14 protein-coding genes are annotated in these 16,546 nt (G+C 34.7%); 5 read left to right on the top strand and 9 right to left on the bottom strand.

Annotated features, from left to right (window positions below):
• Positions 1–356: 356 nt before the first annotated feature.
• The 9 genes from tssD to tssO all read right to left on the bottom strand — a co-directional run bounded on the left by tssD (position 357) and on the right by tssO (position 11,064).
• On the bottom strand, positions 357–761 hold the full coding sequence (gene tssD / locus BT156_RS09965; RefSeq protein WP_072409673.1) for a type VI secretion system tube protein TssD: 405 nt from the start codon (positions 759–761) through the stop codon (positions 357–359).
• A gap of 191 nt (positions 762–952) precedes the next feature.
• On the bottom strand, positions 953–1,912 hold the full coding sequence (locus BT156_RS09960; RefSeq protein ID WP_072409671.1) for a hypothetical protein: 960 nt from the start codon (positions 1,910–1,912) through the stop codon (positions 953–955).
• Between the two features lie 186 nt (positions 1,913–2,098).
• Entirely contained in the window at positions 2,099–3,148 is a 1,050-nt protein-coding gene (locus tag BT156_RS09955; protein ID WP_139255449.1) for a hypothetical protein, read from the bottom strand.
• The gene (locus BT156_RS09950; protein WP_072409667.1) at positions 3,149–5,983 is read right to left on the bottom strand and encodes a peptidoglycan DD-metalloendopeptidase family protein; all 2,835 of its coding nucleotides are present in this window, start codon (positions 5,981–5,983) and stop codon (positions 3,149–3,151) included.
• Between the two features lie 20 nt (positions 5,984–6,003).
• The gene (locus tag BT156_RS09945; RefSeq protein WP_072409665.1) at positions 6,004–6,507 is read right to left on the bottom strand and encodes a DUF4280 domain-containing protein; all 504 of its coding nucleotides are present in this window, start codon (positions 6,505–6,507) and stop codon (positions 6,004–6,006) included.
• Between the two features lie 93 nt (positions 6,508–6,600).
• Positions 6,601–9,000, bottom strand: a complete 2,400-nt coding sequence (tssR, locus tag BT156_RS09940; protein WP_072409663.1) for a type VI secretion system protein TssR domain-containing protein — start codon at positions 8,998–9,000, stop codon at positions 6,601–6,603.
• Positions 9,001–9,040: 40 nt separating this feature from the next.
• Entirely contained in the window at positions 9,041–9,949 is a 909-nt protein-coding gene (locus tag BT156_RS09935; protein WP_072409661.1) for a PKD domain-containing protein, read from the bottom strand.
• Between the two features lie 42 nt (positions 9,950–9,991).
• On the bottom strand, positions 9,992–10,516 hold the full coding sequence (locus BT156_RS09930) for a type VI secretion system transmembrane protein TssO (protein ID WP_072409660.1): 525 nt from the start codon (positions 10,514–10,516) through the stop codon (positions 9,992–9,994).
• 11 nt (positions 10,517–10,527) lie between these two features.
• The gene (gene tssO / locus BT156_RS09925) at positions 10,528–11,064 is read right to left on the bottom strand and encodes a type VI secretion system TssO (RefSeq protein ID WP_072409659.1); all 537 of its coding nucleotides are present in this window, start codon (positions 11,062–11,064) and stop codon (positions 10,528–10,530) included.
• Positions 11,065–11,327: 263 nt separating this feature from the next.
• Between tssO and BT156_RS09920 the strand changes: the two genes are divergently transcribed.
• From BT156_RS09920 to BT156_RS09900, 5 genes are all read left to right on the top strand, one after another.
• Positions 11,328–11,915: a response regulator transcription factor gene (locus tag BT156_RS09920; RefSeq protein ID WP_262484304.1), complete on the top strand. Its 588-nt coding sequence runs from the start codon at positions 11,328–11,330 to the stop codon at positions 11,913–11,915.
• A 139-nt stretch (positions 11,916–12,054) separates the two neighbouring features.
• Complete coding sequence (locus BT156_RS09915) at positions 12,055–12,345, top strand: HU family DNA-binding protein (RefSeq protein WP_027388329.1); 291 nt, start codon at positions 12,055–12,057, stop codon at positions 12,343–12,345.
• Between the two features lie 375 nt (positions 12,346–12,720).
• On the top strand, positions 12,721–14,280 hold the full coding sequence (locus tag BT156_RS09910; protein ID WP_072409657.1) for an Rne/Rng family ribonuclease: 1,560 nt from the start codon (positions 12,721–12,723) through the stop codon (positions 14,278–14,280).
• 75 nt (positions 14,281–14,355) lie between these two features.
• On the top strand, positions 14,356–15,774 hold the full coding sequence (locus BT156_RS09905) for a T9SS type A sorting domain-containing protein (RefSeq protein WP_072409656.1): 1,419 nt from the start codon (positions 14,356–14,358) through the stop codon (positions 15,772–15,774).
• A 99-nt stretch (positions 15,775–15,873) separates the two neighbouring features.
• A complete protein-coding gene (locus BT156_RS09900) occupies positions 15,874–16,350 on the top strand; it encodes an OsmC family protein (protein WP_072409655.1) in 477 nt (158 codons plus the stop codon).
• Positions 16,351–16,546 lie beyond the last annotated feature (196 nt).

The raw sequence follows: 16,546 nt of genomic DNA, 5'->3' as shown, positions 1-16,546 counted from the left end.
TAAACAAATATTAATCCACAATCATTAAAATTTTTATTATTTACTAAGATATTAGTTTTTTTTCAATAATATTAGATATGTCTTTTAAATGTGATATAGTTAACATTACAGGAAAAAAATTATCTGAATATTTACTTTTTTTAACGCGAAGCCCTCAAAGATTTTTTTTGAAATGATTGAGGATATTTTGCGTTCGCAAAGGCGTTTCACTCAGCTAAGTTTAAAAGAATATTTTTAATTAAAATATTAAAAAATCATAAAAAAATTCAAACTTTGAAATGGATATATTGGGTAATGGTAAAAAAGACCGCCTTGAGGGGACAGTCTTTTTTATGAATGTTGATTATGGGTAAATTTTAGCTAGACGGCCACAGACCTTCGTAAGCAGAATTACCATAATTGATTTTTTCTGCACTTATGATAAAGCTGATCAACATGCTGTTCTCGTCTACTGCATCGAAGTCTACTTCATGCTGAATTACGTATCCGTTTTCCCAGTTTAAAGTGATCAATGTACCTTCTTCGTGAGACTTGTTGAAAGTAATTTCTCCGCTTGTAGGCTTGTACTTTCCGTTTAGTAAGCTTTCCAGAATATCAGATTTTTCTGTTGCTTCTACGGTTAATTTGATGATTGCGTTTGAGGGGTCTGACGCTACTCTACCAGATACGTCTGTTGATCTTGAAACACTGTAATTCAGTTTCAATAACTTTTGACCCTCGCCTCCGTTGAATTTTAAAATTCCTCTTGAATTTGCTGCCATGATAGTAAATTTTTAATCGTTAATAGTATTTTGTGACTCAGTGATTGTTCAACAAATATAAAACGGTTAATTATTTTTCGAAAGCATTTGAAAGTAATTTTAAAAATTTGTCGTAATTCTACGATTTGATGTAGTAATTCTACGATCAGGTGATAAAAACAAAAACTTATAAACCCTTTATTGATGATAGTTTATGATTTTTGCTTGATCTTTATATTAGTCACATTCTGCACACCATATCGGGAAATACTATAAATGATGTCAATATTTTTAATTAACCCATTTTCAGAAAACAGTGTATATTTTCCGTTAAAATCAACATCAGGATTTGAAGGAGAAATTTGCACAAGACTTATTTCCTGAGAATAATTTTCATTTCCAACTTTTTGTTGAATAGTAATTGATGTATTATCTTCTCCAACGGTCTGCTCAACATAAGATTTTCCGTTGATAAATTCATTTCTCACGGGAGCAAAATAGGTTTTGATAAAAGTATCATCTCTCATTCTCTGATCAAATAACTTTTGGTCGAGAACTGCCATTTCATATTCATCGATATAGATTTTAGCATATTTATCGGGAAAAAGATCGAGCAGTTTCTCTTTTATTGAATGAAAATTATCAATGGTTTCTTTTTTCAGACTGATACTAATAACTTTTCCTTTTGAATCTGTTTTAATAACTGCCGGATTCAAAGAACGCATACATTCCGTGGCCAGATCGGACATTTTGCTTCCTGACTGATCGTAAAAATTATTTTTAAAAAGATGAAAAATATGTTCCTCGGAATCTTTTCTGACCCATTTTAAAGAAACTGTGAAAGAAATAAAATTGCCTTTTTTTCCAGCTTCGTTTTTTGTAATTTCGTTGATATTTACATCATATATTTTGCTGAAATTTTCGGGATCAAAAGATAATACCGGATTTAGTTTGGGATGTTTGAAAGGCGCATCGTTTCTCGAATTATATTCGTTGATATCCTTTAAGTCGGGAATTAATAGTTTTTTCCGCGGAATTAGTTCATCCTGAATATAATCTTCCCTTGCACAACGTTTATTGTGATATTCTTTGAGGTATTTGGGGTTTTCGAGTTTAATTTCTTCAGATATACTTTCCAGTGTTTCTCCATGAAGTATAAAATGAACAATCATAGTGTTTGTTTTTTTTGATGCAAAGCAATTTAGTTAAAAATATTCTCTTAAAAAATAATATTATATTACTAAATTCTATAAAATATGACATTTAAAGATTAATTAAAATAAAAAAACATCATACAAGATCTGTACACTATTTTTTATAAATCCATTAAAGATTTAGGTATAATAAAATTATCTATTTTATTTCTTTTCAAGTTCGTATGAGCTTGTATCACCTACGGTCTGATTGATGAAAACGCTTTTTAATACATACTTATTTTTGTTTTTGGAAATTGTAAATGTCGATTTTTTATTATCTTTTTCAGCAAGTATTATTTCATCTGCCGTTGTATTTATTACTGTTAAATCTTTTTTAATATTTTCTACATAACTGTCTAACTGAAACTTAGCCGAATTACCATCAATTTTAACCGATATCTGCCCCCAACCCCGAGGATCACCGGATTCTTCTTTCATTCTCAGAAAACGAGCTGTGTAATTGCCGATCCATTGTTTGTCCGACTGAGCTGCTTTTGCAGTTGTCCCACCATTATTTCGTACACTGTTTACTATCCCAGCGAGGGTCATAGATTGAGGTTGGTTCATTTTAGATATCCTCATATCCGACTGTTTTGTCTGACCTTTGAAGAATACAAAAGGTAATTCTTTCTGATTATTCGGAACAGTATGCTCATCATCTCTTTGATAATTATTATCTAAAGAAACCTGTAATTCCTTTTGCGGATTAATGATCAACCCAGTGATATCATTAGGATAAGCCCATAAATAAACACCGGGAAATCGACTATCCTGCAAAACCGGATTAAAATATAAAACCGGCTTCTGCTGATTTTCCACAATATCATAAATTGCATAATCTACCCCGTCTTCATAACCCTGAGCCCTTACAATTTCTTTTTTATCATCGTTATCCAGATCTACGAGCCATTTTTTATTGATCGAAGCCCACGGATAGGTAAACTGATACATGAGTTTCTCATTTTTAAACCAAAATTCATGTGTATTCTCGGCCGCAGAATCTGATGCTGTGATGATCACTTCTTTTTCAGGATCGCCATCAATATTTATTTCTTCCTGACTCTGAATTTTTAAATCAGAAGGAATATTATATTTATTTTTACTCTGTACATTGATATCGGCTGCTGCATTTTTTTCTGTTAAATTTCGATTTTCTTTGCATGAAAACCCTAACATACAAAGTGATAAATAAAAAATTACGTTATGTTTCATTTATGTTCCTGTTTGGTTGTTTTGGTCCGGATTTACATTAACATCCGTTCCTAATTCTGTAATTTCCGTAAGCGGATTAAAAGATGGTTTCGACATCTTCTCTTTTCTGACCTCAAAATGTAAGTGAGCCATTTTTGCAGCCTGTCCGCTTGCGTTTCCTGTCTGTCCTGTTTTTCCGATCGGATCTCCTGCACTTACCTGACCTGTTGTATATTCTGAAAGGTGACAATACATGAAAAAATATTTTTGTCCGTTATAATTACCTTCTAAAAATGTTCTGTTTCCGTATCCGTTGGGATCTTCTAAATAAGTGATCTCCCCGTCAACACAGGCATATATCTGCGTTCCTACAGGAGCATACAGGTCTAAACCATCATGCTTACCACCTGTTCTTCCATGGTAATCACTTTTCCCTGGTGACCATTGTGTATCTGAATACCATCCTCTTAACTCCATATTATCCAAAGGATTGTGCCATTCTGAGCTTCCACCGATCTTTCCGCAGTTACACTGAATTCCGAATTCTTTTAAAAATCCTTTTTTAAGATGTAGATCAGTAGTACCGCCCAATTCTTCTTTTAAAAACTTATCATACTTTTCTAAAGCGGCAGTCATTGTCTGAGCAGGCTGTCCGTACCTTCCCGGCGGTAAACTTGCCCATTCATAACTTCCATATTGCTCCAATGCTTCTTTTACCTGATTTTTCGTGATTAATGGTAAACTTCCTGCTCTTTTATGTTTAAGAATCAAAATACAAAGTTTGTCCTGCGATTCTGCAGTAAAGTCCGGCACCGAATATTTTTTAATATAATCGTGAGCTTCTTCATAGACTCCGGCTTTCTTATTGTCTTTGGTCAGTTGTTCTCCTTTCAGCCACCACCAGGTGTATCTCATTATCTGATAAGCTCCGGCTGCTGAAGATGAATAATCCCCGGCTGTGATCACATTTTCAGGATGTTTGGTCATATCTGAAAACTGTGTTCCGCTATATTGTGTTGTGTAGCCTTTTTCACCTTCTGTACCTTCTCCTACCCTAAGCATTCTCATAAATGCTCTGATTCTTGCTTCACATTCACATTTCTTGCCAATTTCAAAATAAGCGCCATCTTTTTTCAGGAATTCTCCGTTATGTTTCTTAATATCTCCTGTGCATTCTGCTTTCAGCCAAAGATATTCTGTCACACTTTTATAAACATCGAAAGTTATCTCCTGATCTTTATTATAAACCTCATTGGTCAAAGCCTTTTCGATGGTTTCTATTTTCGGAAATTTTTTCTCTTTTTCAAGTTCATCCTTAATTTTATTGGCAACAATGCCTGCTATTTTCTTTTTCTGTTCTGCCGTTGCTGTCTTATTGCCATTGCTTCCGAATTTATACGTATGAGTTCCGTCTTTTATTCCGCTTAACTTATCTTTCCAAGTCACTAAATTTTCATCAGATTTTGGGCGGAGTTTTATTTTTACTTTTGCTAAGCCGCCTTGAGCAGTAGCTTTTAAGGTTGTAATTTCATTCCCATTTTCTCTACCTTCTAAAACCGGTAAATTTGCATCTTTTTCAACTAAAATTGCATCTTTTTCTCTAATATTAATACTGACTTCTTTACCATCCAACAACATCGTTCTGGCAACCACATACACTTCCTCTTCCAGAGGCGCGTTGTTGATTCTTACGAATTCGGGGCCAAGTTTGTATAAATTTACAGAAATACTTTCACCTTTTTTATACGAAGTTTGCGTGAGTGCAGTTTTGATGTCCTCAAGTTTAGCATATTTTTTATCATTTTTAACCAAATCATCCACTCTGGCTTTAATGATTCCGGCAATTTTATCTTTATCAATATTGTTATTATTGCTTTGGAATGTGTACTGATGCTGTCCCGCAGCTTCTGAAGTCTCTTTTTTAAATTCTTCTTTAGCAAAATAAGCATCCAAAAGACCTTCTACTTTTACATTATCCACAACACTGGTACTTTTGCCTTCAGGTTTCGGCTGGGTGGCGGGTTTCTGAGGTTCAACTGTGCCTTTAGTTTCTGCTTTAGCTTCAGGCTCCTGTCCTACAGGTGAATCTTTTGTTTTGGGAGGCTGTTTGCCCTGAGGTTCAGAAGCAGGTGCTTTTGGGGCAGGTTTTGGCTGTTCTGCAGGTTTATGTTTATGTTCGGGATTTTTTACGTCGATATTAGCGGTAGCATGCTTTTTATTTTTATAATATTCAACCATTACATAAAACTCCATTTTTTCAGGATCTGTTTCTCCTTTTGAGGCTTTCTGCATTAAAGCTTTCGTTAAAAGAAACTCTGCGGTTGCCATACCATTTTTTCCTACAATAGCTTGTTTACTGTCAACAAAAAGGTTGTTTGAATTATGCCCCTCCCCTTTTGCGTCATCTTCCCAAAGTGTGAATAAGAGTTTCTCCCCTATAAGATTTACACACTGAGCCTTGGCAACCAATTTTTCGGTATAACTAAAAACAGCTCCTTTAGAATCATCAATATAATGTAATTCAACTTTATTAATTTTTGGAACTCCGGATGGCTGCGGCGTAATATCAATGGTTGTGGAACCCTTACCTTCAGGCTCATAAAGATATGCTTCCAAGCGGTAAGTATGCTTTGAAGCTACTTCTCCGAAAGTAAAATTGCCATCACCTTTTTTTTTGATGTTGGTGGTGGTAAAACTTCCGTTGGAACGTTTTTTAAATAACTCCCAGGTTACCAATGCAGGATTCTGTTTATTTTTTGGTGTCGACGGATACCATCCCGCAATTGTATACAGGGTCTTTTCTCCTACTTTGGGAGCAGGATTCCCTGATATTTTTGAAACTCCTTGTTTAGACATATCAGAAAGTTTTTTAAGAGTTAATAAGCATCTATTTCACTTTCTTCAACTGTCTCTTTGAAGTCGTCTATTTTCACAAGCGGATTGATATGCTGAACCGTTTTGCTATCCGCATTTTTTACGTTATCCTTGCTCATTTCTCCACGCTGACCATGATCTTTTATCGTAATCTTTCCTCCTATAACACATTGCAGCTCTGATTCTTCGGTAACGATCTTTTTATCCATTACTTTCACTTTGTCGTAGGTTTTCTGCCATTTTCCTGCCGGAGAATATGAGCATGGCAAATACCCTCCTGAGCTAGGTTTCAACTTACACTGACCAAAACTTGGCCCGGGAGGATTGAACTGGAGATCGTCTTCTGTTACGGCAAGATAATCTGCACTTCCTTCAGAATCATTCCAATAATGCTGTTTATGAGCCGTGACTTTATACTGAGGAAACTGATTTCCCTGATTGCATTCAGCCTTGCCTTTCTGAACGACAAAGTGCTTGCCGTCATGAGGTGATGATTGATCTGACATATTTGTATGATTTGGGTTGTATAAAGATAAAAATTTTACGCTAAAAAATAAAAAAAGCAGAAATAAATTTCTGCTTTTCAATATTATACGTTATTAATGTTTAGTATATTCAGGTTCTTCAACCGGCATCATGGTTGGCATAAAGTACTCATTTAACCAATAAAATGTTTGTCCGTTCTGTTGAATTTTTACCGCCGGATTATTTCTGTGCGTAAGCATTCTGTCTGCCAGATCTTTATAATGACGGAAGTAGGTTCTTGCCGTTTCATTGGTAATGATCTTAGATTTTTTCCAGCCTTTGAGCTTGTATTTTGACATCAATTCTTCTTCAGAATTGTCAAAACCGGTACTTACGCCCACTGCATAAGACATTGGCTGTTCATATAAATCACTTTTATCCAAAAATTTATTGGTAGGATTATACTTTTTCAGCAACCTGATATATTCATTAATTGCACTTGACTGATTGAAATCTGCTCTTTCAGCGCCTGTTTTAAGATAAACCTCGGTGTAGAAAGCTTTTAAGTTATCATATTCCGTTTCGGAGATCAAAATACCTTTTTCAAGGCCTGGCTTAAACTCTTTTAATTCTTTTGGAATGAAACCTTTCACTAAAAACGGACTTCCGTAATTGATCAACTGAGCTGCAATTCCTGCAGGAACCGGATTTGTAAGTCCCGGATAAAGATATTTATATTTTAGATCAACATCGGTTCTTCCGGCTCCAACTGAAGAGTGGAAATAATCATTTAATGATTTATCTAAAGTTTCATTATCTAAAGTAACCTGAGCGATTAAACTGTCAACAGATTTTTTAAGATAGCCCGGCGTTGCGATATCCCCTTTTTTCGGGAAAATAACGAAACCTTGAGACATACTCTGTTTTGGATAATTTAATGAAAAAAAACCTTCATCTCCTTCTACAAGACTGAAATTATTCTTCGTTAAAACATCATTCTGATTGATGATCTTCTGTTTTTTAAGTTCAGCAATATTTTTAGCAGTGTTGGTGACAACACTTTCGGAAAGCAACACAAAATCATTATAAGTATCTGATGATCTTGCGCTTGTCTGGAACATAATTAATCTAGCCTGAGCCTGAGTAAGGGAATTGATCACTCCGTACATATTTCCGCCCTGATTGGCAGAAGTTCCGACAGTGATAACAATATTCGTCTCATCCGGAACATTTGAAAGAAGATTTCCGGCTGCCATCAAACCTTCATTTACAGGTTGATAACCGCTATTGCTAGGGCAATTCATTTCATTCGTTTTTTGGTCGATGAATGTTGTAATCTTGCTGTAATCTGTACTTAAATTTGATACTGCTACATTGTCTCCACAAGAATTATTTTTAAACAAAACAACTCCATATTTCACATTATTGAAGTAAGACGGTTTTTCAAATCTAAGCTGAAGATCCTGTAATAATGATTTTACAATTGGAGCATACGGCGCGTTCGAAGCACTGATGTCTAAAGCAAAAACAATATTGATTTTTTTATTTTTTTCTGTAATTTCTCTGTAACGATCGAAGTAAATCGGCTCGCCCAAAACATTGAAAACATAGTTTTTACTGTAATCTAAAACATTAGTGAAATACTTTGTTTTAGAGTCCGCCGTCGGAGCATTATTTAAAGGCAAGGTTACCGGATAAATATTTTCAAGAGGCGTTCTTTTGTTGACATCGGTAAGAAGAACGGCAGTTCTGTTCTCGACATCGGTTCCGCCCGGAGAACCTTCATGCAAACCTAAAGCAGTTTCTGAAACTCCTGTTGTATTTTTCATTTTCACAGCAGAACGTTCGCCCCATGCCGAGATTACATTTGAGCTCACCCATCCATACAGGCTCGTGCTGATACTATCCATATCAACCGATGGTCTTTTACCAACCAGAAATCTTTTGTTGTTTTCGGCCTGTTTGTAGATGTAAACAACTTGCCCGTTCGGGATCTTAACATTTGCCTGTTCGATCAGACTTGGCGAATTAAATACCATGATCGAATCATTCTTATAATATCTCTCCGAGCTTTTAATAACATCACTGTTACTCGGCAATACTGCTACTCTTACAGGAAAACCTGTTTTTTCGCTTTTTAAAGAATTACTCCAGAGAAGAAGATCAGATTCCGGGATCCAGCCGTAGGTTTTGATTTGTTTAGACGAAACTTTTTTCATTAAAGCATCAGGAATATATTCTGCTACTTTTACCATTCCGTCACGGTGTTTCAGAACCATTAACGGCTCTAAAAACTTAACTTCTTTATATGATTTTTCATCACTTTTATCAAGATAGGCAGTATTTCTGGATCTGTCTGAAATAGCGATCCACGGCACTGATTTTTTAGGAAAACCATTGACAACCGGTGAGTTATCAACCTGTCCGTATTGTGAAGGCTCCGGAGTTTTTTTCGACGGCAGTTTTACCTGGCAACTCGTTAATAATACAGAAACTCCTATGTAATATGCTGCTAGAGGAAGTTTATTTCTCATCCTAATTTATCTTTTATGATTGGTGCGCCCGAAAGGACGATTATTTGCTTTGATTAATATCAACTTTGGTTACACAGTTCTGCGTATCATCAAAATTCACTTTTACAGTCTGGATGACATTGTTTTTGTCAAACTGAAGTCCCGCACAATACATGTAAAAATTATTTACTTTGCTGTCGTTTACTTTTACCACTGTATTTTCGTTATTACACAGATACGTTCTCAACAGATAATTGTAATGCGTGTTGAAACTGTTTCCGTTCGCGATCTGCTGTAAATGATACTTAAAATCGTTATCAATTTTAGCATAAGCATCTTCTACACTTACCTCTTCTTCCAAAGCGTCATAGGCAGGAAGAACTTTTATTTGATGCAAAATTGGTTCAGCACTTTCGTCGGTGTACAATGTAACGACATAATCCCCCGGTTTTTTGTAAGAATAAATCGCCAGTTTGTCTTTGGAGTCAATATTTCCTGTTTCTCCGAATTTCCAAGTGAATTGTTTGGCATCAGAAACCGCACGGAACTGAACATTTTCAAACTGCATGGCCTGAGATTGCGCATCGATCAAAGTTTTTACCTTTGTTGTATCTTTTGGTTTCGGAATTCCTCTTGCAGACACCATTACGGGGAAAGATTTGGAATATTTATTATCCACAATAAGCGTTACCGAGTAATATCCCGGTTTATTGTAAAAATGAAACCCTGTGCTTTTATCAGAAGTTGTACCGTCACCAAAATTCCATCTTTTGGTTTTTGCGAACTGGGTTTTATCTTCAAATAAAAGCGTATCTCCTACTTTGAGAGAAGACGGATACACCACTCCCACAATGTCATCGGCGGAGTGTATAACTTTCTTCTGCAACCACAAGGCAACCAAGGCTGCTATGAGCAAAGTTGCAATAACACCAATGATAATGTTCTTTTTGTTTTTTTGAAAATAATTCATATTTAATAATTGTGATGTGTTTTGTAATTTTCTGAATTTTGATTATTGGTTTCTTGCCTTTAAGGCATTTTCACGCTGAAAAAGCTGGCTTTTCTTTTCTTTAAAACCTATTGAGCATTCCTCAAACTGTTTTTCAAAATTCTTTATGTTTTCAGTTTTACTTGAAATAACTTTTTTATCGTCGAAGAACATTTTGTAAAATTTTGCGATCTGAGGATACGCTTCCTTTCTGATATCTAATACATCCGCATTTTCAAATGAATTGGCTACATCATTGATTCCGTTCATGATGTTATTTTCCTCAAAAGGCTGAGGAACCTCATTGGTAAGTCTGTTGATCTGCGTAAATGTACTGTCTAGGACTCTTTGGGTAGCTTTTTGCTGTTGATCGAATTTCGCTTTCTGCTCCAGATTCTGAACAGAAATAATGTCTTCATCGGAAAATGGAGATTCAAAACCTTTCAGAAAAATAATTCCTAAAAATAAGATTGCTGCGAAAAGCATTAATAATAAATAAATAAACTGATAATGCCTTTCCTTTTTTGATAATGTGATTTGTCCCTGCATAGTTTCTGTGTTTATTTTCTTCTTCTACTTCCGGTAAATTTCCTTGTTGGGTCTAATCTGAGTTCATTATTTGCAATCCCGACTTTGCCTCGACACTCGCTTAAGTCCCTCAATGCAGTCTGTTCCTTATAAGAAATACCCACGATCTGATTCTTTAAAGCCAGCATCGGCTCTATCTGTTTCATCAAAATTGAATAATGCTTAAAGTTGTTCGCACTGTCTTTTCCCATGATGTTTTTGGCATCCCGTACATTGTCCATGATATAATTTTTAAGGAAAATATCATTATCAACCTTGCTTATATCAAGCTGATCCATACGGTATAAGATGCTGTCTACATGAGTCCTCAGCAGGTCGCTGCGGGTAAGTAATTCTCGGTAATCGTCTGCCTGTTTTTTAATTCCTTCCCTTTGGATGTCATAACTTTTAAAAAAGAAAAACACACTGGTGAAAGAAACGGCTGATAAGACGACAAAAGATAGAACAAACTTCCAAATGCCTATTCTAACGTCTGATTTGTTTAATTTTTTCTCCCTATTCGAAGACATATGTTTGTGATTTGTTTGGCCAGTGAAAATATAAAAAAAAATTTTTATGCACAATATTTAAATTATTTAGTTAAATAATGCTGTTATGTTATTTAATTTAAGATTAATTTTCACTTTAATAAGTTTTTCATACATTAGGCCTCTAAATTTTAAATATCTTACACCAAATCGATATTAAAGTGAGTAAACTATTAACTAATACCGTACGATTTTCTATAGCGGACAGTGATTTTTATTTTAAAAAAATAATGATCAAAACGCTTATGGAAAACCCTTTTTACATGCTTCTCAATGACTGTAACAACGGCCACGAGCTTGTAAACAGGATCTATAGAAGACAGGAAGACGTGTTCATTATTGAACTTTTTATGCCGGTATTAAGCGGAATCGAAGCCATAAAATACATCAGAAAAAGCAATTCTGAGACCCCGATTATCACCTATTCCGGAACTTATCAGGAAGATATGGCGGAAATCCTTTCAAAAATCCCAAATACTTTTTATTGCCAGAAAAAAAGCAGTGTCATAAAAGATATTGTGAAAGGCCAAATTGCATCCAATACATTTGATTACGAAGCTTATTCCAGAGAGTGGGAACAGCAGCCGTTGGCCGTTCAGGAGTATATGGACAGACAGAAAAAGAGCCAGGGAGAACTCTCTTCTACCGAGATTCAGCTGATGAAATTCTGTTATGAAGGCTTCAGTAACAAAGAAATAGGAGAAAAATTAAATCTCAGCACAAGGACAATCGATACCTATATAAACAGGCTTACCGAAAAGCTCGGATTGAAAACAAAACTCCATCTCATACGCTTCTGCGTAGAAAACGGATACTACAATTCCAGCATGTAATACTATCTTAACGCAAACATAATATATAGTAAACATTAAAATCTCAACCTTTTACCGAAAAATAATTCGCGACTAATTTGCTAGTATTCAATTTTTTTAACTAAATTTGCACACCTAAAATTTAAAATTTAAAAAGGAAATGACAAAGGCAGAATTGGTAAACACCATCTCAAATAAGTTGGGAACAGAAAAGAATGAAACACAGAAAGTTGTAGAAGCTTTTATGCAGGAGATCAGGACTTCTATGTATAATGGGGACAATGTTTATCTAAGAGGTTTTGGTTCTTTTATCATTAAAACAAGAGCAGCAAAAACTGGAAGAAACATTTCTAAGAACACTGCAATTGAAATCCCTGCTCACAACATTCCTGCTTTCAAACCATCAAAATCTTTTGTTGAGAAAGTAAAAACGAAAGTTACAGTAAAATAAGAAATTAACTGAATATTAACTAGTTACTAAAAAATTAAAATTATGCCAAGCGGAAAGAAAAGAAAAAGACACAAGGTTGCAACTCACAAGAGAAAGAAAAGAAGAAGAGCGAACAGACACAAGAAAAAATAATCTCTTTTTTTCGAGATTTATAATATAACAATATAGTTGGTGGTTTTATTTTTTTAAAGTTCACCGACTATATTTTTGTTTTGCAACAACTATAAGATTTTGTGCAAAATCAGGAGTGGTCACTTTTATTTTTATCAATAAAGTAGGGTCGTTTTAATTTTATTACTAAATTTAAAAACTTAATCACCCCGATAAAAACCACACCAATTTCACAACATCTTAATAATTTTATCTTACAACAAAATGAAGAAAGAACTAATAGTTTCGCATGAAGGCGACTTTACGAAGATCGCACTGCTAGAAGACGGAAGACTATGCGAACTTCATGAGGAAGAGGACAAAAGTGATTTTATAGTTGGAGATTTGTTTATAGGAAAAGTAAAAAAGCTGGCTCCGAACCTTAATGCAGCATTCGTAAATATCGGTTACGATAAAGACGCATTTCTGCATTATCAGGACTTGGGACCGCAGTATCTTACCTACAGAAAGTTTCTGAAAGATACTATTTCTAAAAAGCAAAGTGCTTCAAGTTTAAAAAATTTCGAGCTACAACCCGAAATCGACAAAAACGGAACAGTAGAAAAAGTGATCGTTAAAGACGATCTCGTTCTGCTTCAAATTACCAAAGAACCTATTTCTACTAAAGGACCGAGAATTTCAACTCAGGTTTCTTTAACGGGACGTTTTTTGGTTTTAATACCTTTCGACAATAAAGTTTCTATTTCCAAAAAGATCAAAAGCTATGAGGAAAAAGAAAGATTGAGAACCTTAATTGAAAGCATCAAACCAGAAGGTTTTGGAGTTATCATAAGAACTGTTGCAGAAGGAAAAAAAGTGGCCGACCTTCATAATGATATGAATCAGCTGATTCAGAAATGGGAAAGCACTTTTAAAAACATCCAGAAAAACAAGGTTCCGTCTAAAGTTTTAAGCGAAGATGACAAAGCTTCGGCTATTCTGAGAGATAATTTCAACCAAGATTTTGTAAGCATCATCTGTGATGACGAGCAAATGGTGGAAGAAATGAAAAATTATGTAGAAGTAATTGCTCCGGAAAGAAAAAACATTGTTCAGTTTTACGATTCACACATCCCTCTCCTCGAATATTATAACGTAGAAAAACAGCTTAAACAAAGCTTCGGAAAACACGTAAATATTCCAAGTTCAAAAGGTGCTTACCTTGTGATAGAACACACAGAAGCACTACACGTAGTTGACGTAAATTCCGGAAACAACATCACAACCGGAAATGCAGCCAATAAAGAACACGCTCTGAACGTGAACAAAATGGCAGCAACAGAAATCGCAAGGCAATTGCGTCTCCGTGATATGGGAGGCATCATCGTTATCGATTTTATAGACATGCCAAACCCCGATCACAGAAGAGATCTATTTGAACATCTGAAAGCAGAAATGATGCGCGACAAAGCCCGCCACAAGATCCTGCCTCCAAGTAAATTTGGATTGATACAGATTACCAGACAAAGAAACCGTCAGGAAAAACAGATCGAAACAAAAGAAGACAACCCAAATAAAGACGGAGAAATCATTGCTCCGATCGTTATTGTGGAAAGACTGGAAGAAACCATCAGAAATATTATACAAAAGGATAAAGGAAAACTTTACCTTCATGTACACCCTTTCGTGGAAGCTTACCTTACAAAAGGTATTAAAAGTATCCAGATGAAATGGTTTATCAAGTATAAAAAATGGGTAACCATCATCCCAAGGGATTCTTTTAAATATTTAGAATACAAGATTTACAATTCGAAAAAAGAAGAATTGATAGGATATTCTAATTAATACAAAATTTTAAAACCTCTGGCTTGTCTGGAGGTTTTTTTGTTATATTTGTGGTCTTAAAAACACATATACACAATGACAAAAAATTTATTTCTTGTGCTGCTTCTCGCAGTGCAGACTGCTTTTGGACAAATCATCTCTAAGGATTTTTCTTTCGGTTCGGGCGGAGTATCTAATGTTGCCAATTATACATTTGCCTGGACTATGACTCAAGATTCTGATGGAAATATTTATTCATCTTATTCAATCCCGAATAGTACCGAAACATTTGTATATAAACTTACAGCTAATGGAGTTCTGGATTCAACTTTTGGAAACAATGGAAAAATTCAGTTACCTTATTACACCTACCAATGTCAATTAAAAATGCAACCAGATGGAAAATTGGTAGTTTTTGGTTATGGCAACACTAATGGTGGAGTTTCTGGTTCTATTAGTGTAGGAATAGTATATAGAATACTTCCCAACGGACAGCCAGATACCACTTTCGGAACCAATGGCATTTCGACAACACCTAATGGCGTTGGTGGTGATGTAAATGGTCGTTCTGTAGGGCTAATCCTACAAAATGGAAAAATAATCGTTTATGATGCTAGCACTATATATAGATTCAATGCTGATGGAAGTATTGATACCTCTTTCGGAAACAACGGCTCTGTAGCCACTCAGGGAAATTTTTATTATGGAGCGCTTGTACTATTAGATAATCAATCTAATCTTGTCTGTATTACCAAGATCAACTCTGCCTATGCTAATGGTATTATTAAAAAATTCAATCCCGATGGACAGGCGGTAACGAGCTTCGGAAATAATGGCATTTTACAATCGGATTTGATTTTTGAACCTTTGGGTACTGCAATTATAGACAGCAATAATAAGATTGTTATTTCAAAATCAAATTCTACAGGCAATGAAATTTTCAGACTAAATCCAGATGGAACTCTTGACAATACATTTAATTGTGCCTTATCTACAATATATCCTAACGCTTTGGCAAAAAGTATTATTGAAAAAGATGGATATTATTACATTGGAGGAAACCAATCATCCCATCCCTATATCCCTTATAGTTCAGACGAATCTCCTACCTTTTTTACAAAGCTCACTCAAAGTGGTTCGATAGCTCCTGATTTTGGGTATTATCCGGACAGTTCATTTGTTAGTGTTGAAGAAATGGTTGTTAATAACAACAGTATCATTTCAAATGGAAATGCAGCAATCGTAAAATATTTACTTAATACTACAACATTATCAACTGCTGAAGCTACAAAAACGAGTATTGATATATCTTTCGAAAATCCTGTTAAACAAAACTTAATTTACAAATCAAAAGAAAAGGTAAGTAAAATAGAAATCTATTCTGTAGACGGAAAAATAGTTAAAACGTTAAAAGACAACAATACAGGTGTTTCAGAATTGTTAAAAGGAATTTATTTTGCGAAAATCAATTTTGAGAATGGAAAAACAGTTGTAAAAAAATTGATGAAGAATTAATTTTTCACCTGAAAAATCTCATTTAATCTTATAAAAGTATTTACTTAATTTTAGTAAATACTTTTTTGTTTTTAAGCTGATACAAAATAAATTTACATCATGAGCAAAGATCACCACTACAAAACCGCCATCCAATGGACAGGCAACAAAGGAACCGGAACCAGCAATTATAGAAATTACGAAAGAAGCCATACTATTTCCATAGAAAACAAAGCTGTTATTGAAGCTTCCTCAGATCCTGCTTTTCGTGGAGACAAGACAAAACACAATCCTGAAGATCTGCTTCTATCGTCTTTATCGTCTTGCCATATGCTGTGGTATCTTCACTTTTGTTCGGAAGCCGGAATTATTGTTATTGATTATACCGACAGCGCAACCGGGATTATGGAAGAAACAGCCAACGGAAGTGGACATTTTAGAGAAGTTACGCTCAATCCGACGGTCATAATCACAGAAGAATCGATGATTGAAAAGGCAAAAGAGCTTCATCATAAGGCAAATGAATTCTGTTTTATTGCCAACTCGGTAAATTTCCCTGTGAAACATATCCCTATTGTGTTAGTTAAATCAATTTAATATATTTTTTGTACACTTCAAAAAACCCATGAATATTAGATTTACCTAACAATAACTCTAAATTTTCAAACAAAAACTCCACCAAAAGAGAATTATTTAACAAATAATCAATAAAATTAAATTTTACTATAAGTATCGTTAAAAAAAAGAACAATATTATGATTATTTTGTTTAAAATGTAAATAATTTTTTATAT

The sequence above is a fragment of the Chryseobacterium limigenitum genome (assembly GCF_900114875.1).
Classification (GTDB): Bacteria; Bacteroidota; Bacteroidia; order Flavobacteriales; family Weeksellaceae; genus Chryseobacterium; species Chryseobacterium limigenitum.
Note: the sequence above shows the minus strand (reverse complement) of the source record. Positions and strands in the feature narration are given on the sequence as shown.

Coding starts and splice junctions, on each gene's coding strand:
- BT156_RS09935 (WP_072409661.1), bottom strand. CDS start 9,949: ATGAATTATTTTCAAAAAAACAAAAAGAACATTATCATTGGTGTTATT.
- BT156_RS09960 (WP_072409671.1), bottom strand. CDS start 1,912: ATGATTGTTCATTTTATACTTCATGGAGAAACACTGGAAAGTATATCT.
- tssD (WP_072409673.1), bottom strand. CDS start 761: ATGGCAGCAAATTCAAGAGGAATTTTAAAATTCAACGGAGGCGAGGGT.
- BT156_RS09910 (WP_072409657.1), top strand. CDS start 12,721: ATGAAGAAAGAACTAATAGTTTCGCATGAAGGCGACTTTACGAAGATC.
- BT156_RS09930 (WP_072409660.1), bottom strand. CDS start 10,516: ATGCAGGGACAAATCACATTATCAAAAAAGGAAAGGCATTATCAGTTT.
- tssR (WP_072409663.1), bottom strand. CDS start 9,000: ATGAGAAATAAACTTCCTCTAGCAGCATATTACATAGGAGTTTCTGTA.
- tssO (WP_072409659.1), bottom strand. CDS start 11,064: ATGTCTTCGAATAGGGAGAAAAAATTAAACAAATCAGACGTTAGAATA.
- BT156_RS09900 (WP_072409655.1), top strand. CDS start 15,874: ATGAGCAAAGATCACCACTACAAAACCGCCATCCAATGGACAGGCAAC.
- BT156_RS09945 (WP_072409665.1), bottom strand. CDS start 6,507: ATGTCAGATCAATCATCACCTCATGACGGCAAGCACTTTGTCGTTCAG.
- BT156_RS09955 (WP_139255449.1), bottom strand. CDS start 3,148: ATGAAACATAACGTAATTTTTTATTTATCACTTTGTATGTTAGGGTTT.
- BT156_RS09920 (WP_262484304.1), top strand. CDS start 11,328: ATGGAAAACCCTTTTTACATGCTTCTCAATGACTGTAACAACGGCCAC.
- BT156_RS09915 (WP_027388329.1), top strand. CDS start 12,055: ATGACAAAGGCAGAATTGGTAAACACCATCTCAAATAAGTTGGGAACA.
- BT156_RS09905 (WP_072409656.1), top strand. CDS start 14,356: ATGACAAAAAATTTATTTCTTGTGCTGCTTCTCGCAGTGCAGACTGCT.
- BT156_RS09950 (WP_072409667.1), bottom strand. CDS start 5,983: ATGTCTAAACAAGGAGTTTCAAAAATATCAGGGAATCCTGCTCCCAAA.